Origin of the sequence: Haloferula chungangensis, assembly GCF_042664875.1 — a bacterium.
Taxonomy (GTDB): Bacteria; Verrucomicrobiota; Verrucomicrobiia; order Verrucomicrobiales; family Akkermansiaceae; genus Haloferula; species Haloferula chungangensis.
Genome location: NZ_JBHTBS010000018.1, coordinates 1 through 26,692, shown reverse-complemented (window position 1 = coordinate 26,692; position 26,692 = coordinate 1). Strand labels below are relative to the sequence as shown.

The 26,692-nt window shown below is 57.4% G+C and carries 25 protein-coding genes and 1 tRNA gene; 5 read left to right on the top strand and 21 right to left on the bottom strand.

Going from position 1 to position 26,692, the window contains the following annotated elements:
- Positions 1–84: 84 nt before the first annotated feature.
- Positions 85–1,419: an alkaline phosphatase family protein gene (locus tag ACFQY0_RS20055; RefSeq protein ID WP_379716434.1), complete on the top strand. Its 1,335-nt coding sequence runs from the start codon at positions 85–87 to the stop codon at positions 1,417–1,419.
- On the opposite strand, the gene ACFQY0_RS20050 is transcribed toward ACFQY0_RS20055, so the two are convergent.
- On the bottom strand, positions 1,416–2,210 hold the full coding sequence (locus ACFQY0_RS20050; RefSeq protein ID WP_379716431.1) for a histidinol-phosphatase: 795 nt from the start codon (positions 2,208–2,210) through the stop codon (positions 1,416–1,418). The genes ACFQY0_RS20055 and ACFQY0_RS20050 overlap by 4 nt on opposite strands.
- Before the next feature lie 81 nt (positions 2,211–2,291).
- On the opposite strand from ACFQY0_RS20050, the gene ACFQY0_RS20045 reads away from it, so the two are divergent.
- Entirely contained in the window at positions 2,292–3,365 is a 1,074-nt protein-coding gene (locus ACFQY0_RS20045; protein ID WP_379716429.1) for a phosphate acyltransferase, read from the top strand.
- A gap of 77 nt (positions 3,366–3,442) precedes the next feature.
- Here the strand turns inward: ACFQY0_RS20045 and ACFQY0_RS20040 are convergent, their stop codons facing one another.
- The 12 genes from ACFQY0_RS20040 to ACFQY0_RS19985 form a co-directional block, all read right to left on the bottom strand.
- Positions 3,443–4,300 (bottom strand): transglutaminase family protein, encoded by an 858-nt coding sequence (locus ACFQY0_RS20040; RefSeq protein WP_379716426.1) that lies wholly within the window; start codon positions 4,298–4,300, stop codon positions 3,443–3,445.
- 71 nt (positions 4,301–4,371) lie between these two features.
- A tRNA-Val gene (locus ACFQY0_RS20035) sits at positions 4,372–4,446 on the bottom strand.
- A gap of 147 nt (positions 4,447–4,593) precedes the next feature.
- Positions 4,594–5,346, bottom strand: coding sequence for a BlaI/MecI/CopY family transcriptional regulator (locus ACFQY0_RS20030; protein ID WP_379716423.1), 753 nt, complete (start codon positions 5,344–5,346; stop codon positions 4,594–4,596).
- Between the two features lie 170 nt (positions 5,347–5,516).
- Positions 5,517–6,467, bottom strand: coding sequence for a thioredoxin-like domain-containing protein (locus ACFQY0_RS20025; protein ID WP_379716421.1), 951 nt, complete (start codon positions 6,465–6,467; stop codon positions 5,517–5,519).
- 26 nt (positions 6,468–6,493) lie between these two features.
- Positions 6,494–6,916 (bottom strand): LysM peptidoglycan-binding domain-containing protein, encoded by a 423-nt coding sequence (locus ACFQY0_RS20020; RefSeq protein ID WP_379716418.1) that lies wholly within the window; start codon positions 6,914–6,916, stop codon positions 6,494–6,496.
- A gap of 79 nt (positions 6,917–6,995) precedes the next feature.
- The gene (locus ACFQY0_RS20015) at positions 6,996–7,802 is read right to left on the bottom strand and encodes a TatD family hydrolase (RefSeq protein WP_379716415.1); all 807 of its coding nucleotides are present in this window, start codon (positions 7,800–7,802) and stop codon (positions 6,996–6,998) included.
- Positions 7,803–7,804: 2 nt separating this feature from the next.
- Positions 7,805–9,691, bottom strand: a complete 1,887-nt coding sequence (locus ACFQY0_RS20010; protein ID WP_379716412.1) for a POT family MFS transporter — start codon at positions 9,689–9,691, stop codon at positions 7,805–7,807.
- Positions 9,692–9,841: 150 nt separating this feature from the next.
- Positions 9,842–10,846, bottom strand: a complete 1,005-nt coding sequence (locus ACFQY0_RS20005; protein WP_379716409.1) for a beta-ketoacyl-ACP synthase III — start codon at positions 10,844–10,846, stop codon at positions 9,842–9,844.
- Positions 10,847–10,961: 115 nt separating this feature from the next.
- Complete coding sequence (gene asnB / locus ACFQY0_RS20000) at positions 10,962–12,914, bottom strand: asparagine synthase (glutamine-hydrolyzing) (RefSeq protein WP_379716406.1); 1,953 nt, start codon at positions 12,912–12,914, stop codon at positions 10,962–10,964.
- A gap of 39 nt (positions 12,915–12,953) precedes the next feature.
- On the bottom strand, positions 12,954–14,036 hold the full coding sequence (locus ACFQY0_RS19995; protein ID WP_379716403.1) for an aspartate/ornithine carbamoyltransferase family protein: 1,083 nt from the start codon (positions 14,034–14,036) through the stop codon (positions 12,954–12,956).
- A gap of 156 nt (positions 14,037–14,192) precedes the next feature.
- Positions 14,193–15,614, bottom strand: coding sequence for a sodium:solute symporter family transporter (locus ACFQY0_RS19990; RefSeq protein ID WP_379716400.1), 1,422 nt, complete (start codon positions 15,612–15,614; stop codon positions 14,193–14,195).
- Complete coding sequence (locus ACFQY0_RS19985; protein ID WP_379716397.1) at positions 15,611–15,949, bottom strand: hypothetical protein; 339 nt, start codon at positions 15,947–15,949, stop codon at positions 15,611–15,613. The genes ACFQY0_RS19990 and ACFQY0_RS19985 overlap by 4 nt, the downstream gene beginning before the upstream one ends.
- Positions 15,950–16,248: 299 nt before the next feature.
- Between ACFQY0_RS19985 and ACFQY0_RS19980 the strand changes: the two genes are divergently transcribed.
- From ACFQY0_RS19980 to ACFQY0_RS19970, 3 genes are all read left to right on the top strand, one after another.
- Positions 16,249–17,517: a Zn-dependent hydrolase gene (locus tag ACFQY0_RS19980; protein ID WP_379716394.1), complete on the top strand. Its 1,269-nt coding sequence runs from the start codon at positions 16,249–16,251 to the stop codon at positions 17,515–17,517.
- Positions 17,514–18,239, top strand: a complete 726-nt coding sequence (locus tag ACFQY0_RS19975) for a cysteine hydrolase family protein (protein WP_379716391.1) — start codon at positions 17,514–17,516, stop codon at positions 18,237–18,239. The genes ACFQY0_RS19980 and ACFQY0_RS19975 overlap by 4 nt, the downstream gene beginning before the upstream one ends.
- A gap of 79 nt (positions 18,240–18,318) precedes the next feature.
- Complete coding sequence (locus tag ACFQY0_RS19970; RefSeq protein WP_379716388.1) at positions 18,319–19,482, top strand: RsmB/NOP family class I SAM-dependent RNA methyltransferase; 1,164 nt, start codon at positions 18,319–18,321, stop codon at positions 19,480–19,482.
- A gap of 92 nt (positions 19,483–19,574) precedes the next feature.
- Here ACFQY0_RS19970 and ACFQY0_RS19965 read toward each other — a convergent pair whose 3' ends face one another.
- From ACFQY0_RS19965 to ACFQY0_RS19930, 8 genes are all read right to left on the bottom strand, one after another.
- The gene (locus ACFQY0_RS19965) at positions 19,575–20,057 is read right to left on the bottom strand and encodes a hypothetical protein (protein ID WP_379716385.1); all 483 of its coding nucleotides are present in this window, start codon (positions 20,055–20,057) and stop codon (positions 19,575–19,577) included.
- 125 nt (positions 20,058–20,182) lie between these two features.
- A complete protein-coding gene (locus tag ACFQY0_RS19960) occupies positions 20,183–20,749 on the bottom strand; it encodes a hypothetical protein (protein WP_379716382.1) in 567 nt (188 codons plus the stop codon).
- A gap of 95 nt (positions 20,750–20,844) precedes the next feature.
- Positions 20,845–21,243, bottom strand: coding sequence for a hypothetical protein (locus ACFQY0_RS19955; RefSeq protein WP_379716379.1), 399 nt, complete (start codon positions 21,241–21,243; stop codon positions 20,845–20,847).
- Positions 21,244–21,298: 55 nt separating this feature from the next.
- A complete protein-coding gene (locus ACFQY0_RS19950) occupies positions 21,299–21,532 on the bottom strand; it encodes a hypothetical protein (protein WP_379716377.1) in 234 nt (77 codons plus the stop codon).
- A 378-nt stretch (positions 21,533–21,910) separates the two neighbouring features.
- Positions 21,911–22,600, bottom strand: a complete 690-nt coding sequence (locus ACFQY0_RS19945; RefSeq protein ID WP_379716374.1) for a hypothetical protein — start codon at positions 22,598–22,600, stop codon at positions 21,911–21,913.
- A 162-nt stretch (positions 22,601–22,762) separates the two neighbouring features.
- A complete protein-coding gene (locus ACFQY0_RS19940) occupies positions 22,763–23,362 on the bottom strand; it encodes a hypothetical protein (RefSeq protein WP_379716371.1) in 600 nt (199 codons plus the stop codon).
- A gap of 1,195 nt (positions 23,363–24,557) precedes the next feature.
- On the bottom strand, positions 24,558–24,923 hold the full coding sequence (locus tag ACFQY0_RS19935) for a hypothetical protein (RefSeq protein WP_379716369.1): 366 nt from the start codon (positions 24,921–24,923) through the stop codon (positions 24,558–24,560).
- Positions 24,924–25,515: 592 nt separating this feature from the next.
- A complete protein-coding gene (locus tag ACFQY0_RS19930; RefSeq protein ID WP_379716366.1) occupies positions 25,516–26,445 on the bottom strand; it encodes a hypothetical protein in 930 nt (309 codons plus the stop codon).
- Positions 26,446–26,692: the final 247 nt, after the last annotated feature.

Here is a 26,692-nt window from a genome sequence, read left to right as displayed (position 1 = left end):
ATCTCCGATCGGTCCGAACTTCTTCTTCCCATCAAACTTGTATGGGCATTGTCATGAGGGACGAGGAGTGGAAAGCTCCAAGGGATGCAGCGCTTGGCGGTGATAAATGTGGTGGGTCTCTCGAAGTCGCTTCTGGGAGAGAAAATGCCTCGTCTCACGACCTTTGCCGGTCGGGAGGGGATTCAGTCGTTTCCGCCCGCCTTTCCGGCGGTGACCTGCACGGCGCAGGCATCGATGCTGACGGGGAAGGGTTCATCGCAGCACGGGATTGTCGCCAATGGCTGGTATGATCGCGAAAGCGCCGAGGTGCGCTTCTGGAAACAGAGCAATCGTTTGGTCCGGGGGCCGAAGGTCTGGGATGAACTCCGCGAGAAATTCCCGGGCTTCACCTGCGCAAAGTTGTTCTGGTGGTACAATATGTATTCGTCGGCGGATTTCTCGATGACGCCGAGACCCTTGTATCCGGCTGATGGACGGAAGGTCTTCGACATTCATACGCATCCGATGGGGTGGCGGGAAGAGGTCAAGGCGGAGCTGGGGGATTTTCCATTTCCGAGCTTCTGGGGACCAGGCGCCGGGATCGCCTGCTCGGAGTGGATTGCCGAGGCGGCCAAGTGGACGGAGAAAAAGGAGTCGCCGACCCTGAGTCTCGTTTACCTTCCCCACTTGGATTACGGGCTGCAGAAGTTTGGTCCCGGTGCCCCGGAGATGGACGAGGAATTGCGAGCAATCGACCGCGTCGCAGGTGATCTGATCGACTACTATGAATCCCGTAAGGTGAAGGTGATCGTGCTCAGTGAGTACGGGATTTCGGCGGTCAGCCGCCCGATTCATCTGAACCGGATTTTCCGGGAAAATGGCTGGTTGAGCATTAAGGATGAGCTGGGTTCGGATACGCTGGATGCCGGCGCATCCGAAGTGTTTGCCGTGGCGGACCATCAAGTGGCGCATGTCTATGCCAGGCAGGGGCCGACGCCTGAACTCCGAACTTTTCTGGAGGGAATTGACGGCGTCGCGGAGGTTCGTGAGTCGCTCGATGATGAGCGAAGCGGTGACTTTGTGGTCGTGGCGGAACCCGATGCCTGGTTCACCTACTACTACTGGCTGGATGATGCCCGGGCGCCGGACTTCGCGCGTTGCGTGGATATCCACCGGAAGCCGGGGTACGATCCGGTCGAGCTATTCCTCGACCCGGCGATCCGCAGTCCGAAGTGGAAAATCGGGAAGTTCCTGTTGAAGAAAAAACTCGGCTTCCGTGCCCTGCTCGATGTGATTCCTCTCAATGCCGATCTCGTGAAAGGGTCGCATGGTCGCGACGAGGTCGACGAAGGCGAGCAGGCGGTCATCATCGGAGCCGGAGGAAAGGTCGCGCGTGCCGAAGATGTCCATGCCGAGATCGTCCGCAGTGTGAGCGCCTAGAGCGTTTCGCTGCGGCTCTGGCGTTGATCGAATAGCAGGGTTTCGCGGAAGCCGGCAGACTTCGCGAGCTCGATGGCCTTCCCGAAGTCGCGCGCCACCTCGTGAGGCGCATGGGCATCGGAAGAAATGACGAGGGGAATGCCGGCTGAAGCGGCCAGTTCCAGAAAGCGGAATTCCGGATAAGCCTCGGCACAGGGTTTGTGCCATCCGGCGGTGTTCAACTCGATGGCCGAACCCGATTGGGCGATGGCGCTGATGGAGGCTTCGTAGTAGCGGGCAAGATCGCCCTGCGGACGGTAAGAGAACTTTTTCACCAGATCTGGATGGCCGAGAATGTTGAACAAGCCGCTCGCGGCCATCTGTTCGTAGGTCTTCCAGTAGTGTTTCCAAACCTGATCCACGTCGCTGTCCGCCCAGCGACCAAGCCACTTCGGATTGTCGAAGTCCCAATCGTCAAGATAGTGCACCGAACCTATCAGGTAGTCCCATGGATAGCGCCCGGCCAGATCTGCAATCCACTCGCCGCAGCCATCCAGCCAGTCGCACTCCAAGCCAGCCCGCACAGGGAGGCGTCCGGCGGCATGGCTTCGGGCGCGCTCGATCCATTTCCAGTAGTCGGGAAGGTCCGCCTCGGACATCCGCCAGTCATCGAAGGGCTCGGGGACGGCCGGGGCGTGATCCGAGACGCCGTATTCGCTGAGACCGGCGGCCAGAGCCGCGTCAATGTAGGCTTCAGGCTCGCCCTCGGCGTGATGACAGAGAGGGGTGTGGGTATGGTAGTCGGCCGGCACTGCTTTGTGGTGTTTCGGGTTGCGGCGAAATGCTTAAAGACACTAAAGTGCAGTTGTCGCACGGGTCGTGCGAATCTTCTGATGATTGACGAATCAAGCCAAGCTCAAGCTGCTGCCTCATTTACAGCACCCCTTATTGAAAAGCTGCGACGCCATCCCAAACGGATTGTCTTTACTGAAGGTGAAGATTTGAGGGTTTTGAGGGTAGCCGAGCGCCTGGTTAAAGCTGAAGCGGCCGTGCCGATTCTTCTCGGCGAACGAGACCGGATTCTTGCCCTCGCCAAGGAGCACCATGTCGATTTGACCTTCGTGAAGGTGATCAGTCCCAAGGGTTCCGGTGATTTCACCTTGTTCTGTCAGCGCCTTCTGAAGGTGGAAAGATATCGGGGCGCCCAGGTGGGCGATCCAACGGAGATCGTCGCGCGGCCTCACTACTTCGGCGCGATGATGGTGCAGTACGGTCAGGCGGACGCTCTGGTCGGAGGCAATCTGGCGTTGCCGGCGACCTTGTTCCGCGCCTTGATTCATACCATCAAGCCGCTACCCGGCGTGCCGAAGATTTTTGGAACGACGATTCTAGCAGCGCCTCATTTGAACCACTTTGGTGCCAGTGGCCTTCTGCTTCTCTCAGATAGCGGACTGATTCCTCAGCCGACTGTCGAGCAACTCGCCAGTATCGCTGTCGAGACCGGAAAGATTGCCCGTCACTTTCTTGGTCGTCCCGCACGGGTCGCGATGCTCAGTCACTCGACCAAGGGTTCTGCCAGCACGCCCGACGCCCTGCGCGTCGCCGCAGCGACCGCTTTGGCGCGGGAGCATGCCAAGTCCCAGTTCCTCGATATGAAGATTGACGGGGAAGAGCAGGCTGACGTCGCGCTGGATCCAGCTGCGGCGGAAATCAAGCTTCCCGATTCTGAACTCAGACCGTCGGCCGATGTGCTCGTCTTTCCGAACCTGGATGCAGCTCACATTTCGCTCAAACTCCTGCAACACTGCGCAGGCGCGATGAACTACGGACAGTTGATCGTCGGCCTGGCACGCCCGGCCGCTCAGGTGCCCCGCACCGCAAGCGAGGAAACCATCTTCGGAACAGCTGCAGCCGTCGGTGTCGAGGCGATCAAGTACCACGAAGCCTATCCCGACGGAGAGGTCTGATCTGTTAGCTGCGAACTATCTGTTAGTTCGGGCTCAAGCTGTTAGTCCGAGCTGCTCCGAGTTGATCCGAGCTCGATCTAGGCGCCGGGGAGAAGGCTGTCGACGAGGTCTTCCATCAGCTCGGCGTCTTCCGTGAGGTTCAGCACCGCGAATGCGGTGGCAAGCTCTTCCGTGGTCCGGAGCAGCAGCTCGCCGGTAGTGGCGGCGCGACCCGCCAGCATGCGGATCTCCCTGGGATAACGGCGGATTCGGTGGGTAAACTCAGCAGGATCGACCGGTCGCCCTCCGGCTGTCGGGTCGAGGAGGATCGGCCCCTGTTCGGTCCCATAGCGGCAGAAGAACGCGCCGGGCAGGCTGACGCCGCTGATATCGGCTTCGAGTCTCCGTGCGACGAGAAGAAGGATGAGTCCGAGGCCGAATGAGTTGGACGGGCTGCCGGCAATGACAGCTGCCAGATCGAGAAGTTTCGGATCCATCTCACCTTTGCGATCGGCGATGAGTCGCTTGCTTCCAAGAAGGGTTTTGCACAAACCCGCACATCCATCTTCAATGTAATGGGGCTCGAGTTCTTCAGCCAGCAGGTCGAGGGCGTCGCCAAGCGGCTGCCTGAGTGTTACGCCGTCGTGGAGATAGTCGGAGAGAATACGAAGCATCGCTTCGAAAGCATCCCAATCATCAGCCAAGGAGGCGGCACCACCGGCGGGAACGATCCAATCCCGGCGCAGGCGTTCGCGACGCGCGGGTTGGAGAAGGCTGGAAAGAACCTTCAGGTCATCGCCGCTCGGTTTCATGACGCCCTCGTGAAGGAGTTCGCTCACATCACCACTGAAGGCATCCAGTGCGCCCGCGACAGATTGCCGGACTTCTGGGGTTTCATCGTCAATCAGGCGAAGTAAGACCGCCAGTGATTCCGCGGTGGGAAGCGGGCCTTTCATGAAATTGGCTGAATGGGTGAGGAAGTAGATTGAGAACTCTGCCTTCCGCAGCTCGCTGGGAAAGCGAGGGATGGTGCGCGATACTGGGATCGAACCAGTGACCCCCTCCGTGTCAGGGAGGTGCTCTACCGCTGAGCTAACCGCGCATTGTTTGGGGGATCCCCCGGAAGAGTGGCGGGAGGCTAGGGAGAGGTTGGGGGTCTTGCAAAGACAAATTTACGGTTAATTCACATAAAAAAACGGGGAGCGATCCGCTCCCCGTCCTTTCAAATCTTCAGCTACGCTCAGAAGCCTTACTTCCTGCGTCTGGTGGCCTTCTTGGCGGTCTTTTTCTTGACGGCCTTCTTGGCGGCCTTCTTCGCCACCTTCTTCTTGGCGGCTTTTTTCGAGACCTTCTTGGCCGCCTTCTTGGCCGCTTTCTTCGCTACCTTTTTGGCCGCCTTCTTGGCGCCTTTCTTGGCAGCCTTCTTGGCGACCTTTTTCTTGGCGGCTTTTTTCGCGACCTTCTTCTTGGCGGTCTTCTTGACGACCTTGCGGGCTACCTTCTTTTTGGCGGCCTTCTTGGTCTTCTTCGCTGCCTTTTTCGCAGCGCGTTTCACGGTCGTTTTTCTAACCGTCGTGGTTTTCTTTGCGGCCTTCTTCGAGGCCTTCTTAGCTTTCTTTCTAGCAGCCATGGCTTTGTGTCTTTTTAGTTCGCGTTCGATGTTTGTTTTCTCTTCCGGAGTCAATGTGCCAGTCGAGAGTAGCGTGAGGATCGCCTCACCGAGACGGCCCCCGAAAGCATTGGTTAGAAAATCAGCAGCCGCCTGATCGACGACTTGCTCCTTGGTATTGGCAGCTTCGTAAACATGAGCGCGTCCTGACTTCTTGCGCTTCACGAGCTTCTTTCGTTCGAGGCTCTGCATCACAGAGAGCACCGTTGTGTAAGCTCGGTCTTTGCCGTCGGGCAGTGCTTCAAGTACTGCACCTACCGTTGATGGTCCATTGTGCCAGAGGACGGAGAGTGCCTGCAGCTCGAGATTCGATGGGTGGGTTGATCTAGCCATGATAACGCCGTGTGGCAATTGCGTGATACCATAAAGCTTGCAGGGCTTCCTGTCGTCAAGTTAATTTTGTGGGATTTCTAGGATGTGTTGATTGAAATCAGAGGAATTCCAATCATCTCCCAAGGGGTGGGTCAATTGAACTACTACGATGATAGTAGTTGAGCCGACGCTCAGTGTCCGTCGTCGACCGGCGGGCGCGTGATGCCCGGTGCGATGCCGCCGAGCGCTTCCCACAAGCGCTTTTCCGCGGGGTGGCCATTGAAGAGGACTTTGCCATCAAGTCCGATCAGTACCATCATCGGAACGTTCTGGATGCGAAGCTGTCGGCTCAGCGATGCTTTCTCCGTATCGCGAATCCAGGTGCCGGGAGGCTTCTTGCCGATGGTTGAAAAGATCGCATCGGTATCCGTAACAGCCTCGGGTGTTGTCTCTCCGATCACCGAGACGACGACGATGTTGTTTGCGGCGAGTTCCTTCTCGCTGACGATGAAGTCATTGATGCTCGCTTCGCATTCGCGACTCCAGGGTGACCAGAAATGGAGCAGCAATGCTTTCTTTCCTTCGGTGAGTGAAGCGAGCGTCACGCTGTCGCCCGTCAAGGTGTGGAATGAGCGGGTGAAGTCGATCTTCACCTTCTTCATGGCTTCATCGAGGCGAAGTCTTTCGATGTGCGGGGCGAATGCGACGCCTTGGCGCGGGCTCAGCCAGAAGGCTTCGGTGATGTGCTTCTTGAATGCCGCCTGATCGTTGTCCTTCAGGGCGGCGATCGACTGCACGTACTCGACGACGGCGAGCCAATCTTCCCTGAGTCCGAAAATTTCGGATTCGGCGAGCTTGAAGTCGTCGCGTCGAGCAACGAACTCGGGAGCCATGGAGGCAAGGATGTCGTCCTCACGGCGATCAACGTGGAAGATGAACCGTGCTTCGAGGATCGCTTGCTCGGAGGCGCCCTGTTTGCGGGCGGCCTCGATGGCTTTATCGAGCGCCTCCTTGGACTCACGCTCGGAGAGCATGTGCTCGACGGCCGCCTGCAGAGGAGTCAGTCCCTCATAAGGATCGGGTTCGACTTCCTCGGCGCATAGGCTGCTGAGGAAGATGAAAGAGGCGAGCAGAGATCTCATCCCGAATGTTTTGGGGATGTTCCAGCCTAGTTGGCGGGGATGTTGATGGTCTGTCCGAGACGAACGGTGCTGTCGCTGGCGGCCATGCCATTGGCTGCTCGGATCGCATCGACCGAGACGCCATACTTTTTGCTGAGTCCCCAAAGGGTGTCGCCGGAGACGATGGTGTGGCTTCCGGCGGAGGCGGTGGGCGCTGCGGGAACGGAAGGAACACTCGGCACGGCCGGTGCCGCTTCTTCGTAGGCGGCGGCACCGTAGGTCGGATTGTCATCAGCTGGTGGATTGACGGCCTGATAGGACGCGTCGACTCCCCCTGAGCTGGGAACACCATAGGGATTGGAAGTGTCGTAGCCACCGGCGGTATCGTAATTTTCGTCGCCGCCACCGAGGCCACATGAAGAGATTGCGGTGACGAGGGAGAGGGTCATGAATGGGCGAATGATCGACATGGCTGTAAGTAAGCAGGTTATTTCGGGTTTGTGAAGGACTGAGAATGTCCTGACTCACAAACGACGCGGGTGAGTTTATTTATTCAATTCCGCGAAAAAAGGAGAAGGCCGCGCGGTTGCTTTGTGCGGCGAGATCTTCGAGTGCCTGCCCGCGTGCTTCGGCAATCTTTTCGGCGATGCTTCTGACGCGGGCAGGTTCATTTCTCTGTCCGCGAAAGGGGTGAGGTGAAAGGTAAGGGGAGTCGGTCTCGAGCATGAAGCTACCGGCTTCCATGTGCGCGGCGAGGTCGAGCACGTCACTCGCATTCTTGAACGTCGCCACGCCTCCAAACGAAACGAGACCTCCCAGCTCGATCACCGCTCGGGCATTCTCCGGCGTGCTGATGAAGCAGTGGAAAACGGCTCGGACGGAGGAGGCATGCTTCCTGTAAATGCTCAGCGCATCTTGAAGGGAGGCGTCGCCACTGCGATCGCGGGTGTGGATGACGACATTCAGCTTGTTCTCGGATGCCAGCTCGAAGTGAGCATCGAGAAGTTCGCGTTGGCGTTGGCGGAAGTCGTCATCGCTCCAGCCTTCGGGCGCGGGATGATAGTAGTCGAGACCGGTCTCACCGATGGCGCAAACCCGCGGATTGGAAAGGTGGGGGCGCAGTTGATCGATGACGTCGTCGGGGGCGTGATGGACATCGCATGGGTGAATGCCGATGCCGCAATGGACGTTTGGATAAGCATCCGCGATCGCGAGGTTGGGCGCGATGTCGTCGAGGCTCGTCGCAAGGCTAACAAGACGGGTGACGCCGGCTTCGGCTGCTCTTGCGACGATTGCCGGGATCTCTTCGGAAGGGAATTTGTGGGATGCGAGGTGGCAGTGAGTGTCGGTGAGCATGTTCAGTCCTGAAGGATATCGCGTGGCTTGTAGAGAAGGGCGAAGGGGATGAAGGCGATGGCGGTTCCGAGCATCAGCCAGGTGAAGAGACGGAAGTAAGCGGCACCCTGGAGTTTTACCTGCCCTCCGGAAAAGGCTGTGGTCGTGAAGTGCTCTTCCTCATCACCATCGCCGGTCGCTGTAAGCCCCAGAGCTTGCTGTCGACGTTCCAGCCAGGTGGTCTCCGGGTGGAGTTTGTCGGTCCACGAGGGCTTGGCAGGGGCTTCGGGAGGTGTGTTGGTTAGAAGGTAGCCTTGGTCCCAGAGGGTATTCGGTGTGTTGTCCGGGCCTGCGGAAATGAGCCGGGCATTGGTGGCGTTGAGCCGCTCGTAGCGAATCGGGTTTCCCCAGAGATCCGTGCCCAGGTCATGACCATTTGCCGCAAGAAATGCCTCGTCTTCCGGGAAGTGATCGTTCGGACCGATGATGCTGCGGAGCTTTGTCGCCGTCCTCTCGTAGGCCTGGCCGCCAGGGATCTCCATCTTGCTGGCACCCCCTTTGGCAATGCGGGCGATGAAGTCGTCGTCGGTTCCGGTCGTGCCATCGTGACCGGGAAGGATCACGTTGCGCGGCGAATCCCGCCAGTCGGGGTCGAGTGATCCAAGTTCGTCCTCAAGTTGTTGGTGAGCGGCCGAGGGGATCTGGATGTAGTGGTTGAGTTGCGCGACGATCTGATTCCCCAGGGCCACGGCGAGAAGGTAGAAGCACATGACGGTGGACTTCATGGTCCTGGGCGACTGGGTGTAGGCGAATTCAAGGGCGACGATCGACACCATCACCTCGGAAATGGTCAGCAGGGCGTAGGCGAGGATCTGCCAGGAAATGTTGGGGCGCTGGCCGTCGTCGATCCATTGCTGAATGAGCGCGATGAGCGCGAAAGATGTCGCCATGATGAAAAGTCCCAGCGAGATTTTTCGAAGTGGCGTGAGTGTCCAGATGCGTGAGATTGCCGGGTAGACGACGTAGGCGAACAGTGGAATGAAGGTGAGAACGAAAACGGAATTGATCGACTGGATCTGCGAGGGAAGCCAGTCCATGCCGAGGAAGCGTCGATCCATGTCCTGGGACTGGAAAATCCAGGTGGAGCCGGTCTGATCAAAGAGCGCCCAGAAGATGGCGACAAAGAGGTAGAGCGGTGCGATCCTGAGCAGGGTGGGCAGGCCTTTGCGCGAGAACATTTCCCGGAGGTAGCCGAGTCCATGGGCCGGAACGTGGATGAAACGATGGCGACCAAGCCAGAAGACAAAGGTCGCAAGCGCCATCAATACACCGGGGACACCAAATGCCCAGTGGGGACCATACCATTGCAGCAGCCAGGGAGTGAGCAGCATGGAGACAAAGGCTCCGATGTTGATGGAAAAATAGAACCAGTTGAATATCCGCGGCAGCAGATGGGCGTTCCTCGATCCGAACTGGTCACCGACATGCGCAGAGACACAGGGCTTGATGCCACCCGACCCGATGGCGATCAGAGCCAGTCCGGCAATCAACCAGTTCCCGGAGTACCCGGCGGTTCCCATGAAGGCGAGTGCCGCATGCCCGAGGCAATAGACGATCGAGAGAAGGATGATCGTCCGATACTTCCCAAGGAAGATGTCGGCTAACAGCGCACCGAAGATCGGCGTGACATAAACCCAGAAGTTGAACTGATGGTAGTGGGCGGTTGCTTCGGTCGTGCTCATGGGCGCGCCGGGCGCTCCGTCCATGAGGTGCAGGTAGTTCGCCATGAACACGGCCAACACGGCCTTCATTCCATAAAAGGAAAACCGTTCGGCAGCTTCATTGCCGATGATGTGGGGGACGCCCGGTGGCATGCCGGTGAGATCGGCGGGAGAGGTGCGGTAGGACATAGGCGTGGTGAGCTGTTGGACTAGGAAGTGAGGGAATCTGGCTGCGATGTTCGCAGTCCTCGGATTTGAGCGTCGTATGTCAGCGCAGAAGCTACGGCTCTAACAGCCGCGGCGGTGCCGAAAACCGGCATCCGCCTGTTTAGTTCGCGATCACCATCTCACGGCCGCGGCGGCCCAGGTGAGACCGGCACCGAAGACGACGAGAACGGCATGTTCGCCCTTCTTGATCTTCCCGGCACGGTTGGCTTCATCGAGTGCGATGGCCACGGCCGCCGCCGACGTATTGCCGTATTTTTCGAGATTGGTGAAAACGCGATCACGTGGGACATCGAGCCGGTCGGCAATCGCATCAATGATCCGGAGGTTCGCCTGATGGGGAACCACGAGCGCGATGTCCTCCGGCTTGAGACCGGAACGCTCGATGACTTTCTCCGCCGACTGCTTCATGCGCGTGACGGCATGCTTGAAGACCTCCTTGCCGAGCATCGCGAGGGTGGCGAGGTGCTGGTCGGCATTCTCGGCGGTGGTCGGGCAGGCGGAACCCCCGCCCGGGATATTCAAGAGATGAGTCTGGCGTCCGTCGGTGCCCATCTCGGTAGCGAGAATTTCGCCATCTTCGGGACAGGTCGCCTTTCGAAGAACCGCCGCTCCGGCACCGTCGCCAAAGAGCACGCAGGTATTCCGGTCTTCCCAGTTCACGAAGGACGAGAGCTTCTCGGCCCCGATTATGAGCGCGTTCTCGAATGCGCCGTCCGAAATGAGGCGCTTGGCGATCTTCATCGAGTAAAGGAAGCCCGAACAGGCGGCGGAGATGTCGAAGGCAACGGCTCCGAAGGCACCGAGTCGCTCTTGGACGTAGCATGCGGTCGCAGGCGTGAGCGTGTCGGGTGTGATGGTCGCGACGATGATCAGCTGGATGTCCTCGGCTTTGACGCCGGCTTGCTCGAGGGCTTTTTCAGCCGCCTTGGTCGCCATGTGGGAGGTGAATTCCCCTTCGGCGGCCATGCGGCGCTCGCGGATGCCGGTGCGGGTAACAATCCATTCGTCAGAGGTGTCGACCTTCTTTTCGAGGTCGGCATTGGTGACGATTTTTTCGGGAAGATAGCTGCCTGTACCTGCGATACAGACGGGCACAACGGATGTGGCTTCGCTCATTGCGGGGGAATTTGAGCGGTCCGGGCGATGAGGGCAAGGGCGGATAGACGCCAAAAAGCCGCCGAAATCCTCCTGCCCGGGATTGCTCAGGTGCCCTGCGTGCCGGGAGGCGTGCCTAGCCGCAGAATTTGGAGTGCAGGATATGGAGGCCTAGCAGGTGATTGAGCAGGGCGTCCTTGCGCACGAGACTGGTCGGGTCCTTGTCGGCCCGGTAGTCGGCGAGGAACTGATCGACTTTCTTTGGCGAGAGAATGCCGCAGCGATTCACCGCGTCGTGATTGAGAAAGGAATGGATCAGCTCGTTGACCCGGGCGGTCTTTTTTTCATCCGTGTGAGCGGGAGGGGCCATGAAGGCAAATTTCTCCCGCTTGTACAGAACTTCGGGGAGCACTCCGCGGACAGCTTCACGAAGCACGTATTTCTCAATGTTGCCTTTGATCCGGTAGTGGGGAGGAACCTTGAAGGCGGCTTCGGCGAGATGGTGGTCAAGGAAGGCAGGACGGCTCTCCATCGAGTTGGCCATGTCGACGCGGTCGCCGCCCCAGTTGAGGATCTGCCCTTCGAGCTGACACTTCGCCCAGGTGTACTGCGCCCGGTCGAGCGGGTGCCGGCCTTCCATCATCTTCGAGTCGATGCGACTGGCAATCTCTTCGATCGGATCGTAGTCGCGCAGCTCGTGCGCGACGTCGTCGTTAAGCAGGGGGCGGGCGAGATCGAGCGTTTCCATCCACGGCTGGATCCAAGACGGCGTGTAGCCGCAGATGGCATCGAAGGCCGGGTGATGCTTGTCATTCTCGGGAAGCATCGCTCCCTTGAAGAGCGAGTTGGTCTGATCAAGGGCCGCCTGATACTCCGCGCGGATGTGATCGGGTTCATGATCGATCCCGTGGAGAAACATGTCGCGCTTGAAGCCCGGATAACCGGCGAAGAGTTCGTCAGAACCCTCGCCCGTGATGACGCAGCGGTAGCCGCAGTCCCAGACGCGCTTGGACATCAGGTTCTTGGCGACGCCCAGGGTGTTGTAGAACGTGCGCTCGGCGTGCCAGACGGTGTCGATGTAGTTCTGGCCGTAAAGGTCATCGGCAGCGAGCGTGATCATTTCCTGATCGGCGTTCATCGACTCCGCCATTTCGCGGGCAATACTAGACTCATCGTAGTCAACGTTGTCGAAAGCGATGGTGAAGGCCTTGACGGGCGACTGCATGGCCCCGGTGGCGAGTCCGAGGATGCAGCAGGAATCGATGCCGCCGGAGAGGTAGCAGCCGACGGGGACATCGGCCTCCAAGCGGAGGACGACGGCGCGCGTCAATTGCTCGCGGATGAGTTCGACGTGATAATTCTCGTCTTCCGGGCGGTCGTGTCCGCCTTCTTCCGGAAAATCGAGGTCCCAGTACTTGATCTTTTCGATCTCCAGTTTGCCGCCCTTTTTCCGGACTCTCAGGAGATGGCCGGGATCGAGGGAATGGATGTTTTTGAAGGCGCTCATGCCGGGCGCGATGGTCTGCATGAGCTGATGGAGAGCCGCCTTCTCGTCGAGTTCGGCAGGGATCTCGGGGTGGGCGATCAGGGCCTTGACCTCGGATCCCCAGTGGATGGTGTGGTCACCCTGAGTGTGAATGAACATCGGACGGATGCCCCAACGGTCGCGAACAAGCAGCAGTTCGTCCTTTTCCCGATCATGCAGGGCAAAGGCGAACTCGCCGCGCAGGTGCTTGGTGAATGCCAGCCCGTGCTTGCGGTAGAGTCCGAGCGCGATTTCCGAGTCGGACTTGGTGCGAAAGCGCTGTCCCTCGGCCATCAGCACCGAGCGGTGCTGCTTGAAGTCGTAGAACTCGCCGTTGACGGTGGCGGTGTAGCGTTCGTCGTATGAACGGATCGGTTGAACGCCGCCCTTAAGGTCATTGATCGAGAGACGCGTGTGCCCGAGTGCAAGTCCACGTTCCTTGTCCAGATGGCAGGTCTGAGCATCCGGACCACGATGCAGGATGGCTTGAAGTTGCTCGTAAAGGATGGACTCGCGTGAGTCGGTAAGGGGACGGGATGAAAAGGAGCCTGCGATTCCGCACATAAGGAAAGGTGTCGAGAGAGTTGTTGATGAAGGACTGGATTAATTGAAGTCAGGCAGGCGGTCCAGTCGTCCGAGCACGGCGAGAAGTAGAGCCTGACGGATGAAGACCGCTCCGTGGGCCTGGGAGAAATAAAGATTGTGGGGTGTCTTGTCCAATGAGGTATCGAGCTCGTCGAGACGGGCCAGAGGATGCAGAATCACCGCGCTTTCCTTGAGCGGGCTTTCGGCGTCGAGCTTGTATCGCGAGTCGAGCGACTTGTAGCTGTCGCCGAGGAAGGCGATGGAGTTCATGTAAATCACATCAAGCCGCGGAAGGTTTTCGCGGATGTCATTGGTGACCTCGTAATCGATGTTGGCGTTGTTGAGCTTTTCGGTGACATCCTGTCCGAAGGGGTCGGCCATTTCGGAAATCACCGTGACCTTTTCGATGTGGTCGCTGAAGTTGAGCGCCATCAGGAGGAAGGATTTCACGGCACGCATCGAACCCGGGGTGCCGAGAATGCCGAGCTGCAGTTTCGGGTCACCTTCCTCGAAAGGGGCGGCAAGCGATGGCATCCATTTCAGCAGCGCATACCAATCGGCAAGCGCTTGGGTGGGATGTTCGCCGGATCCGTTTCCGGCATTGATCAGCGGAACGCGGAGGTTTTCCAGAATCCGCTTCGGCGCATCGGTCTCGGTATGCCGCATGACGACGCAGTCGCAGTAGGCGTTGAACATTTCACCGATGTCCTGAAGCGACTCGCCCTTCTTCGCTCCAGTGATCGATCCATCGGGAATCGAGATGACCTTTCCCGCGAGCCGATGCACCGCACTTTCGAAGCTGGTGCGGGTGCGGGTCGAGGCTTCGAAGAAGGCGGTCGTGATGATCTTTCCATCAAGGGGATGACTCGGCCAGATTTCGATCTGCTCGAGAAACGCGGCAAGTTTGCAGAGTTCGGCGATCTGCTTGAAACTGAACTGCCGGGAAGATAGCACATTCTGCCCGGAGAGCTCGGCAAGCACCTGGAGATCAGGAGCCGAGGACTGGAAGAGATCGCGCGGTTCAGGCCGGGTGGCATCGGAGTCACGCGGCGGCTGCAGGTAGGGCGTCGCGGGATTTGGTTCAAAAGAATCGGCAGGCATCGGGATGATAGATAATAGGGTAGAATCCGGGAACTACCAGAGTTCGTTGTTCTTCCAATCTCGTAACAGGAGCACAATCAGGGCCAGCGCACCCACGGCGGTCCAGATGAGACCAAGCATGACGAGGATCTGAAGAAAGGTGTCGGAGAACATGATTCAGGTCGCAGGGTAGGGTTTCGGAGCAATCCAGCGGGCGGAAATGGTGATCACCATCGAAATGGCGGCGCCAACCAGTGAGGCGGTGTACCAACCCATCGCCGGATGATAGTAAGCGATCACCCCCAGCGTGCATCCCGTCATGATCCCGATCAGAACCAGTGGCCGATTGATCTTCTTCCAGTAGAGTCCGGCAATCACCGGCCAAATCAGGGAGGCCACCAGTGGCCCGGAGGAATAGAGCACATCGACCAATGGCCAGCGCGGAAGGGCCAGCGCCCAAGCGAGGCAGCCAACGGCGATGGTGACAAGGGTCGCTCCACGGCGGAAGCTCTTCTCCGATGGCTTTCCACGCCCAATCTTGCGGGAAAAGTCGTTGAGAATGAGGTCGGAGGTTGCGGCGAGCAGCGAGTCGATCGACGAGGCGATCGAGCAGAAGAGCACGATCAGGATGATCAGGCCCGCATAGGGCCCGAGCGCCGTCTGTGCCATGACGTGTTCGGCCACGGCAGGCCCGGTTTGGTTGGCGTCCGTGATATTGACTCCCAGCGGGCCGGCAAAGAGGGCGGCGAAGCCGGCGGCGATGGGGATGGGAAACCAGATGAGACCCGAGAGGAAAAAGGCTTTCGGCGCAATCTTTTCGCGCATCGCGAAAGCCCGCGACCACCAGACGTTGTTATGAAAGACTTCGCCAAAGCCAAACAGCATGATGTTGAAGAAGGCCAGCAGGGCGACCGGCATGCCGTGGTTCAGCAATTCCGGTTGAACCGAGCTGAGCTGCGCATGCGCATCGGCGAAATCAATCTGGGTGATCACCAGGGCACCAATGACTACAATGCCAATCAGGATGATGAGGCTTTGAATGAAATCGGTGCCAACCACCGCGTAGAGACCACCGAAAATCGTGTAGAGCACACACACCGCAAGAATCAGGGTCATGCCCTGGGCGTATGGGATTCCCGAGAGCACATTGAGCAACTCACCACCCGCGATGGCCATGGTGACCAGCCAGGCAATCGAGTAGACGAGCGTGATGATGAAAAAGATGATCCATCCGGCGAGGCCATATCTCTGTCGGAAGAAATCTCCGGCAGTGACACCCTTCGGAAGCAGGCGACGAATGCGCAGCGCAAGGGGCGCAAAGAGCATCAGGCCAAAGGCGGCGGTGGAATACCCGATCATTCCCCAGATGCCCTGGGTGAAGGCCAGCTTGGGCGCGACCATGACCGTATTCGATGTCACCCAGGTCGCCATGGCCGTTGCGGAGCCGAGGGCGAGTCCGATATTCCGGCCAGCCAGCATGAAGCCTTCGGAGTCCTTGGCCTTGCGCCCCCAGTAGAGCCCGAGAGCGACCCAGAGAATGCCGAGTCCGATGACCACGACCCAGCCGACCTGAGGAGTGAGCGAGAGTGCCAGATTCATGCGTCACGCTCCTTTCCATGGTTCAAATGGCCGTGAAGGATCGCGATGATCGTGGCGAGGACCACGATTCCTCCACTGATGAGCAGCAGGCGGACACGCCCGGCGTCCATGTAGCGGACTTCCACGGATAGAGTCTCGGAGTAGAGATTTTTCGAGAGATCAAGGACACGAAATTCGTGGAGGCCCTCAGCCATCCCGGTGCGCACACTTGAGCGATCGGGGCCTTCGTAGCGGCTTTGCCACTCACTTGCCGCGGTCTTTTCCTCCAATCGGAAGCTCAAGGTGGTGCCATCGCCCAGATCGGAATCCTCTCCGGCGGGCCATTTGAGATCCACAACTCCGTCACTGCTGACGTGGATTTCACCCTCGAGCGGGAGCCCGGTCGTTAGATCAGGCTCCTGTGAAATCGCCTTGGCCAGGGAGAGAGAAAGCCAAAAGCAAAGGAGTGCGGCAAAAAACCTGCCGGCTCGGAAGTTGGAGAAAATAAAACGGATGACGACTCGACGATCGAAGGATTCAGACGGAAGTTATGGGCTTGCTCGGAAACGTTCGCGCCCAAGTTGGCGGCCTTTGAACGGAATGCAACATCTTTTGGGATTTGATCGATCGGGATAGCTGGGTTTCCCTAGAGCAGATGCGGATCAAGGAACGAGCAGAAATTTCAATCGACCGCCTTCGCAATGATTTGCGCGAGCTTTCGGGAATTGGGCGGGAAGAGGATGGTGGACTCTATCGAATGGCTTTCACCGCTGCCGATATGGCAGGCAAGGATTGGCTGGAACAGCGGATGAAGGAGTGCGGGTTGGAGACCTCGCGGGACGGTGCCTGCAATGTCATCGGCCGCTATGAAGGGCGTGACCCGGAAGCGCCTGCTTTGGTGATCGGCTCTCATATCGATACGGTGCCGTGCGCCGGAGTGCTGGATGGCACCCTGGGAGTTTTGAGCGGGTTGGAGTGCTTGCGCGCGTTGAAACAGGCGGGTCTGGTCCCGCAGCGGCCAATCGAGTTGGTGGCCTTCTCCGATGAGGAAGGGCGCTTCGGAGGAATGTTCGGCTCGCAGGCCTTTGCCGGACAGATCACACCGGACACCATTCACAACGCGGCGGATCTCGGAGGACTCAAGCTTTCCGATGTGATGAAGGAGCAGGGACTCGATCCCTGGCAGGCCCTCGAAGCACGGCGCGATCCCAAAACCCTCGCCGCCTACCTTGAACTCCATATCGAGCAGGGTCCGGTTCTAACAGAAGAGCAGCTCCAGATCGGTGTCGTGGAGGCCATCACGGGGCTCTTCAAGTGGAGCGTGACCTTTTCCGGAGAACCCAACCATGCCGGCACCACACCGATGCCGATGAGGAAGGATGCCTTCATGGGGGTGGCGGACTTCGCCCACGAGTTGCCACGCATTCTCGATGAGAACGGCGGAGAAAATTCACGGGCAACCATCGGTCGCGTGGAACTCGTGCCAGGCTCGCCGAATACCGTTCCCGGTGAAGCCCGCTTCTCGATCGATGTCAGGGACACCAGCGAAGAGGTGATGAACGAGTTGGCGACCTCGATCCCCAAGGCACTGCGGGCGATCGCGCGACGGAGAGGGCTGAAATTTTCCTACGAAACGGAAAGTTGGATCCATCCGGTCGACTGCGATTCGCAACTCGTCGATGGGGTCGAGAGCGCGGCCAAGGATTGCGGGGTGAGTTACCGAAGAATGGCATCGGGTGCGGCCCACGATGCTCAGATCATGGCCGGCGTTTGTCCGGTCGCGATGATCTTCGTGCCATCGATCGGCGGACTTTCCCACTCGCCCCAGGAATGGACCGGTTACGATGATATCGAGGCAGGGGCCGGCGTGATGCTGCGCGCGATCGAGCGATTCGCCTTCGACGACCAAAGGAATTTTCAATGAGCGTTACAAATATCACAGACCCCTTGCGGGAAAATTATCGGGAAGCCTTCGTCACCAATCCACGCCGGGTCGAGCATCTCACCCATGGTCGGGTCGCCCTGATGTGCATCGATGTCCAGTATCTCGATGCGGTCGAGGGCCACGGTCTCTTCGCCGATCCTGATCGAAGCGGGGTCTCGGAAGAGGGACGGAAATACTATTTCGATCGATTGAAGGAGACGGTGCTGCCCAACATGCGCGCTCTTCAGGACCGCTTTCGCGACTGCAGCCTGGAGGTGATTCACTGCCGGATTTGCGCGCTGACCCAGGATGGTCGCGATCGCGGTGCCGGGCATCGGCGCCTCAATCTGCTGGCTGCGCCTAACAGCAAGGAGGCGGAATTCGTGGAGGAGGTCGCTCCACTCGGTGATGAAATCATCATCAACAAGACCGCCAGCGGCGTCTTCTCCTCGACCAATCTCCACTACGTTCTCAGCAACATGGGGATCAAGACCTTGTATCTCACCGGTGTCTATACCAACGAATGCGTGGAAACAACGGCCCGTGATGCCTGCGATCTGGGCTATTTCGTGACAGTTGTCGATGATGCCTGCGCCACCGTCACGGAGTCGCTTCACGAGGCTTCACTGACGACCCTGCGGGACCGCTACGCGAGGATATCCTCGGTGGAGGAGGTGCTCACCGAGCTCGAGATCTTCGTTCAGCACCCGATTTTCAGATAGCGAACGCCTTCAATGCTTGGCATTGCGTGGCGTCGGGTGTTGTGAGCAGGCTCACGGCCAGATGAGGATTCACCGGATATTGGCCGAAGCGTGCGTGGTGCTATTGGAGCAGGTTTTCGATGAGGGTCGGGTTCTCGACCGGGCCATTGCCGAGGCTTTCAAAGCGAATCCCAAGTGGGGAAAGCGGGATAGGGGATTTGTGGCGGAGTCCGTCTGGGAGGTTGTCCGCTGGCGCCGCGCCCTTGGATTCGTCGCCGGTGCGGAGGATCCACGCAGTCTTTTGGCCGCCGAATGGCGGCGCCAGGGTTTCACTCTGCCTGATTGGTGGGAGTGGTCCGGCGTGGATGTCGGCGAGATGGAGAATCGGGAAAGCCAGCTGGCCTCCCAGCCGCGCGCCATCCGCGAATCGATTCCGGATTGGCTCGACCTACTAGGATCATCGGAGTTGGGCGATCGTTGGGACGCGGAACTCAGCGCCCTCAATCAGCGCGCACCGGTATGCCTGCGCGTCAACCGCCTGATCGCCAGCAAGGAGGAAGTCGTCTCCTGGCTGAACGATGAGGGGGTCGAAGTCGAGGAAGTTGAAGGATTGGACGATGCCCTGATGCTTCCACTCGGCAAGCTCCTGCCAAAGCGTTTGTTTCAGGATGGTCGAGTGGAGATTCAGGATGCCGGATCGCAAACGGTAGCTCCCTTGTTAGGCGTCGAGCCGGGAATGCGGGTGGTGGATGCCTGCGCCGGGGCGGGGGGGAAGACCTTGCAGCTCGCAGCAGCCATGCAGGGCTCGGGCGAGATCCTGGCACTGGATGTTTCGGCACGAAAGCTCACGGAACTGAAGCGCCGGGCCGGTCGAGCAGGTGTTAGAAATGTCCGCATGGAAGAGTGGGGGAAGAACACGCTCAAAACCCGGATTGCCTCGGCGGACCGGGTGCTGGTGGATGCACCCTGTTCCGGTCTGGGAACCCTGAGGCGCCAACCCGATCTGAAGTGGCGGCTCAGCAAGGAGTCCGTCGAAGATATGAGGGACCTCCAAAGCCGAATCCTCGAAAACTGTCTTGAGTTCCTCAAGGATGACGGGCAGCTGGTCTATGCCACCTGCTCGCTGTTGCCCTCCGAAAATGAACAACAAATCGCCGAGTTGCTGCAGCGCGACTCGCGGTGGAGGTTGGATGCGGAAATGAATATTTCACCCGCAGCGACCGGTTGGGACGCCTTCTATGGCTGCCGACTCGTCAAGCGGTGAAGCATGGCACGACGCCCGAAGCGGGACGGCACTCCGTGGCGAGTCGTCGGGAAGGACTTTCTCGCACCTGAAAGGAAACGCAATGAGGCCGCTTAAAGGGGGCGGTCAGACGCGATATGTTGTGCATTGTCGCGAATCCCCTCGAGCATTGCCGCGAGATTCGCCGTCTGAACCTCACGAAATTCCTCTTCGAACTTCCTCAGTGCGTAAATGTAGGAGTTCCAGTCCCACCGATCCGGATCAAACATCTCCGTCGGAAAATTGTGGAGAATGTCAGTGAGCTTCTCGATCGCCTTGAAATTCTCCCGCCCGTAACTGATGGAGCGTAGTACGACAAATGCGCGATGCAGGAACTGCCCGATCTCGACGCGTTGCTGATCGGTCGGGAGCGTTCGATCCGGGATGATCGACTCAGACTCATCGATCGAATAGGTCAATTCATCGAGGTCACTCGACTTCAGCTTGAGGGCAAGCGCTGCGTCATTCGCAGTCCAGTATCTCTCTATCGCTTTCACGTCACCGTCTTCCGTCCGTCCGATAAGATACCAGACGGGCTTGGTTGGGATCGGCTTCATTTTCTGCACAACGTTCGATGTGGACGCGCGCTCCGATGGCGGCGCTGTGGTGGTAGAGGGCAGATTGAAGCACTCTCGACAACCTCCACCAAAGACGCTGATTGGCGTCGCTATATCACGCCTTGTTAGCGCTTGTCTTCGTTCCAGCTTACAATTCCGTCCTCGGTTGTAGTGCTCCTCTGAATCTTGAATGGAATTGGGGATTTGTTGAAAGCGGACTCATAGACAGTCCTTCCGATGTCGGTCCCTCCATCACCAGGGTAAATCTCGATGGAAGCCATCTCATCTACGCAATTCTTCCCGACGCGAAAATACCCGAACGAGCCGGCGCTACCGCTGGCCTTGAGGTAGACCCAAACCCTCGCAAATCGCTGGGTCTTCGGATCGGTGTGGATTCGGGCTTGGTCTGGCTCAAAGGAAATCGCCAGCGGATGCGCCCAGACTTCGCCAATACGCTTGAAGTCTCCATCTTGATTGAGGTGGACCGACCAAGGCCCACCCATCGTTCCGAACTCTTCCGGGCTGCCCGACAACAACATGTCATTCGTTCCATCGCCATCGAGATCCACGATGATCCGGGAACGCTCGACATACTTCGCTTTCCCCGTCGGGTCAGGTTGGGCTTTCAGCGACGGATCGCCAGCGAGCGCTGGTAAAGAACCGATGAGCAGGAGTGGGGCGATGGAGTTCATTTTCTTGCGCTAATGTAGAGTGGTGGCACCGGCGGAATCAATCTCCGATTCAACTAGAGACATATCGCCGGTTGCCATGCACGACTTGATAGCCGCTATTGTTTCTCGATTTTGTTGCAGGTCGGAAAGCCTCGCCGAGAAGCTTCAAGGTCGGCAATGATGGCGTATCCATGAACCACGATCTTGTCGCGAACCTTCAACGACTCAGCCTCGTTGCGAACGAAGAGAAGAAGGGCTTCATCGTGATCTGGCTTACGAAAGTCCTTAAACCGGTAGTAAGTCTTCCGCTGAAGAGCGCTGTGTAGCTTGCGGACTCCGCTTCGATCAGTGTCGTCATCCAGGCGGATTCTTACAGCCGTGCAGAGTTCACCCTTCTTGATCTCGGTGATCTCCCCTGAAACTTTGGGGAAGCGAGCGAGCGTGTCGGGAAGTGCATGCGCCAGGCTCCCAAACGCGACGCAAAGTAAAGCAAGGAGTTGTGCGAGCGTCTTCATTTTATCGTTTGAGGAATGGTGCGGCGGAGGGAAGATCGAAATCGAACAAAGCGGCTCATTCGCCGTCGCCATCTCCGGCTGCTTCTGCTTTTGGATTTTCCGGCCACAATGGGTTGTCCTCAGAGTCAAACCGCACTCCTAAGTTGATCTGCTGGACCCTATCGAGCGCATGCTGAACTTCCAACCATGAGTCCTCCCAGGTAGTGCTGCCCCAGTAGCCGTAATCCTCTCGATCCTTGGTCTCGTTCAATCGTGCATCAAGAAGCGGTTCAAGCTCCGAGAATCGCATGTTGAAAGGATTGTGGCCCCACAGTGTCGCCTCCGGGCCTAGGACAAGAAGCCATCCGAGCCTTCCACTATGAAGTTCCTCAAACTTCAGGACCATCCCAAAGCTATTGTAGCAAAGGCATCGGTCGCCATCATTATCGACGAAATCTTGATCAGGTCGTCCGATCACGTCCAATGCCTCGGCCACTGTCATGCCGAAACGCGCTGTCGCGACGCCAAATCCCGGGGTGATTACCATTTTCTGCGAAACGTCCGAGGCATGGCGCGACGCCCGAACAAAGGCGGCGCTCCGTGCCAGATTTATGGGATTGAATCATCAAAATGGAAACGTAACAAGGCCGCGGTTAGGCGTCGCCATCGCCGGTTTGTTCGCTTCGTTCTATTTGGCAACCCTTTCGCTATACACGTCCTGTGCAGACCGATCAGTTACTTCAAAATTGCTGAGCCTAAGGGTCCACACCGATCCGGGCCAACTATCCCCGGCCATGAGACCCTTCTCTGTCGGGTGAAGGTTCGTTCGAGAAAAGTCAGGACTGCCTAAACCTCGATTCTCGCAGTCCATTGCAACTGTCTTCTGAACTCGTGTCTCCCTGAAAAGCATCGTGATTCCATCCTTGTTTGTCATCTTGAAAGTGACCGTTCGCTGAGGCTCTTTGATCTTCTGGGTAATGGTCGGATGGCCTTCGTCATCAAACTCGATATGGACGGTCTCACCGGGAACCAAAGTGAGAACCCCATCGGCTGTCAGGATCTCGCTCTCGGGGACCTTGACAACTTCAGTCCGACCTTTACCCAAGCTGAGCGTCAACTCACGAGCCTTTCGGGTATTGAGCTCCTTTGCAGTGCGCCAGGCCTGAACGAACTCCCGGTCGTTCTTGGAAAGGCGATCTAGTGCAATCGTGAAGCTTTTGCCGTCGCTTGTTCGGGTAAGAGTGACATCCAGCTCAGTCGCCTTGTCAATGGTAGCCAGGAGCGTCCGACCATCGCTGCTTGTGAATTCACGTTCAGCTAGGACCCACCCACTTAATAATAGGTTGAACAAAGTAACGTTGGTTATGAAAGTTTTCATTTTTGAGCGAACGTCATCGCACACTCACCGCCTGACGGCAGCCGCGCGTTGACTGTGGATTGAGGGTTGTAATCACGGTGAAAATTCGACTCGTAGCGGGTCATGCGGTTGTCGTGCTGCGCCTTCTTCGCATTTTTGGTTCTCACCCTGTTGAACCTCAGTTTACCGCTGGGCAGTGTCCTTCGACTCCGCGCGCAAAGCTAGTTCAGTTGTCCTGACGGGGCTGGCAACCAAAAGCTCCCCTATAGCCGACAATCTCCCGGTCAACACCAAGTTGCCCTCAAGGCTCCGCAACTCCATCACGCCGCTATTCGTGACGCCCCATCGATACTGCTTCGCCTCTCTCCAATCCGGTGCGTCCAGTTCGCTGGCTGATGAGTCTGGTGAGAACTTAAGTCGATTAGGCAGCTCCACTCCATCGAGTGTCACCCCGCCAAATCTATAAATCTTGCCGGACAGTGCTGTACGCACATGGCTAGCGTCGCGAACACCTGGACGCCCCATACTCCGTTCCGTAACCAGGGCGCTGATCAGATTCACTGCAGTTTCGCCTGTTGAGAAGGAAAGCTTCGATTGGTTCGGATCGAATTCGACCTTGTCGGCGCCCGCAAGGGGCACACCGGCATTGATGAAGGCCTGTCGCAGGTTGTCGCCGCCGTAGTCGATCTTCATGCGGTTTACGAAATCTGGTGGCACCGAAACCTCATCAGCATGAACTGCCATGAGCGAGGTGAGAGCTAGGAACAAGATTGATGTCTTCATTGGTGCATTTTTTCTTATTGCGAACGTTTGAGGAATCTCAGCCTGATCAGAGGGCGCGATTCCGTAAGGAAGTTAGGGGTTCGAATCAGAGAAGTCAATCGACTCGCGACGTGATCAGGCTTGAGATCTCCGGCTTGTTCGCCTAAGCCGATTTGCGGTACCGGTGGAAGAGATAGAGAAAAAGTGCCGTTGCTGTGTTGAAAAGAAGGAGCAGAAAAACTGGCAGCATCACAGGATTGTTGGTCAGCGATGCGGTTCCGTTTGATCTGACTACCAAGAAAATGATTCCGATACAAAACGTGCTGGGTGCGATCGAGAGCCACGTGAGTTTTGAAGGTCCCTTCTGCCTGAGAGAACGAACAATCAGACCAATCGAGGCCAGCGTTGATGCCACAACGCAGATTCCGAAAATTAAAGTGAGGAGCGGAACCCAGGCAGGCAGATAGTTGTATAAGAGGAGACTCACTTCATTTTCCGGAGAACGATATAGGTGAGGCGATCCCGGTAACCGAACCGGAAAAGCTGCGAGAAGCCAAGCAGCTTCCGAAGCTGGCGGCAAGAATTCAACAAAGCCGCTGTTAGGGGTCGCCTCCACTGTCTTGTTGGCCTTGCTTCGTTTCTGCTGAAGGTCGCTTCCTAAGCTTGATTCGGATGTGGTCCGTAAATGGAGAATCCGGCGTTATGGTAACGCTTTCCGATCCATAGTCCTCCGCGGCAAAAGTGAACGTCCGAGGGACGTAACCGACTCCGCTAATCGTCACACTTCCGTCGGCGTGGGCGACAGTTCCCTGAGACTGGTGAAAAAGGTCCGTTGAAGAAGTCGGTGGACTGGCGACCCCGGCAGCAAGAACCTCACCCGTATCCGAATCCAGAAGTGTGACCCGATAGCTGTAATGGAAGACATCCTCGAGGGACTTTGATGTTCTGTAGCGATCCCATGCCAATGATGCCGCAAAGAGACCGAAGAGCACGGCGGCATAGGCCCAAACCCTGTGCACTGTTCTCTTCATCATTTTTTGGGCCAAACGTCAAAACTGAGGCGATCCCGGTAACCGCACCGAGAAAGCCACAACGATCCAATCAGGTTCCGAAGCGGGCGGCAAGAACGCAACAGAGCCGCTGATAGGGGTCGCCCTCAAGTGCCTTGTTAGCTCTCTTCTTTATCTTGATCCGGCTGGGACTTCGATTCATATTCTCACTTGGCAATGAGCTTTGGACTTCCATCTGCTGAGGTATCAATTCGGTAATCCACCCCGCTCTTGATCGTTGTGTGGAACTGGATGGTCTCCGCTCCTTCCTGCGGGTGTGGAGTGTCGGAGAGTTCGAGAATACGATCGCCGGGTTCGAGGAGAGCAAGTGGAACCTTCGAGATCACAATGCCATGTTGAATACGTTCAGTTGGCTTGCCGTCAACCTCGACTATCCAATAATCGGACCCGAGCACGCCGTCTTCAACAAGGGATCGCGAATCAAACACTCGCTGAAATAGTCCGAGCTCAAACCCAACTGCGGCTACGGCTGCGATTCCGACCAAGCCTTTGACGATCGCAGTCCTCTTCATTTCCTTGAGCTAACGTAAACGCTATGGCGATCCCGGAACCGGACCGGGACGGCCCCAAGCACCCAAGCGCCCAAGCAGTTCCCGACGCTGGCGGCAAGTTCGTAACAGAGCCGCTTATAAGGGGTCGCCATCAGCATCTTGTTCGCTTTTCGAGACAGGTAGGGGTGACCAATTCTTCTTCTGACTCTTATATCTCTCCACCTCTAATACACACTTTCTGGATGCTAGCTGCTCAAGAATAAATACTGCCAATCCTGCTCCAATGCCTGTGCCGAAAGGATCTAATGAGCTTGGTAAGAAAAGCGTCAGGAGAAGCGCGAACAAAATACCTGCGCACATCACGAGATACGCATGCCACGACTTCCACAGAGAGAAAGACGATGACCGCCAAATTGACATCCTCTCCTGTTTGTCGAGATCTTCCATCCCTGGGATAGAGTTGAGGTGCCAGTATATCTTCATTCTCTAGCGAACGTCGAAGTCCTCTCACAACTGCCCGAGGTCGAGGCTCCGTCTGTGGGTTGAAGGTTGAATTGTCATGACGGATTGAACTCGCGGCGGGGCAGGTGTTGAGAGCGACGCCTTGTTAGCTTCATTGGTTGCTCTTCTCGCGCTCGATCTTCTCCAAACGATTTTGGGCGGGGTTGGTGGCGCCAACCGGAATATCCCGCCGAGCTGCAAGATCCTCGAGAAGCTCAATTGGCGCGTTGGGATGCTCAGCAATATTAGCGAGAACGCCATAATACTGGTGAGCACACTCAAGGGCCTTCGGATAAAAGCGATTTAGGGTCTTGCTCGTCAGTTCTGGTCGTTGAAATAACAGAGCGAGCAACAAGTAGTGATCATCGGGAACCGCCTCAATCAGATCGATCACAATGTCCTCGGGGAAAGGCACATCGTGATCGGCAAGAGTATCACGAAACGCCCTGACGTCCGCTGGATACTGACCCAATTCGGTAAGCTCCTTCCTGTGAAATTCCTTCGCTAGCGCGGCTCTAGGCTCAGCTTTGATCTTAGCGACTATACGCTCATACTCAGGACGCTCGCGCTTTAGTTGTTCCTCGCGTCGCCTCTCAAATTCTCTCTCAGTTGCCACCTGCGCCCTGATCTTCTTAATCTGCGCTGGGTAGGCTTTGAAAGCCTCGATCATTCTATCGGGAATCTCGTCGGAAATGAAATGTAGCTCGTAAGGAGGGTCATCAGCGACTTCCTTACCTGGCTTGATCAAGTCGTAAGAGCGAGTCCTCTGATCGAATTTGAGGTTTAAGGTCTGATCTTCCACGGTCGATGGATTCAGGAACTCCATGGAAAGCGTCGACGATGTCTCATCAAACTCCCACTCTCCAATCTGACCCGATACCGCGGCATGAAAGTAGGCAAGGCCTCCTTCGTGAATCATCATGGTGACGATCTTAAATTCTTCGGCTTCGTTCGAGAACACACCGAGGTGCGTCTTAGGCTCGTCTTCAGCGAAAGTGGCACCTACAAGGCTGAGGCCGGCTATCAGGGCTAAGAAGTGCATAATTTTCAAAGCTAACGTCGAAGTGGTGGCACCCGCTACTGGAAGCGCCAGTCCGATCTAGGGTAGAGGGTTCTAGTCATGGTTCAATCTCCGACTCGTGGCGGGGTAGCGGGTTGTCCACCCACGCCTTTATAGGACATCCGGACTTATTCATCAAGCCGGGCGATGAGGCCCGGAGCGAGGCCGTTCGACTGCGCCCGGATTGTGAACAAGTCCGTCGCCAATGCCGCTTTTCATTCCCTTTCGC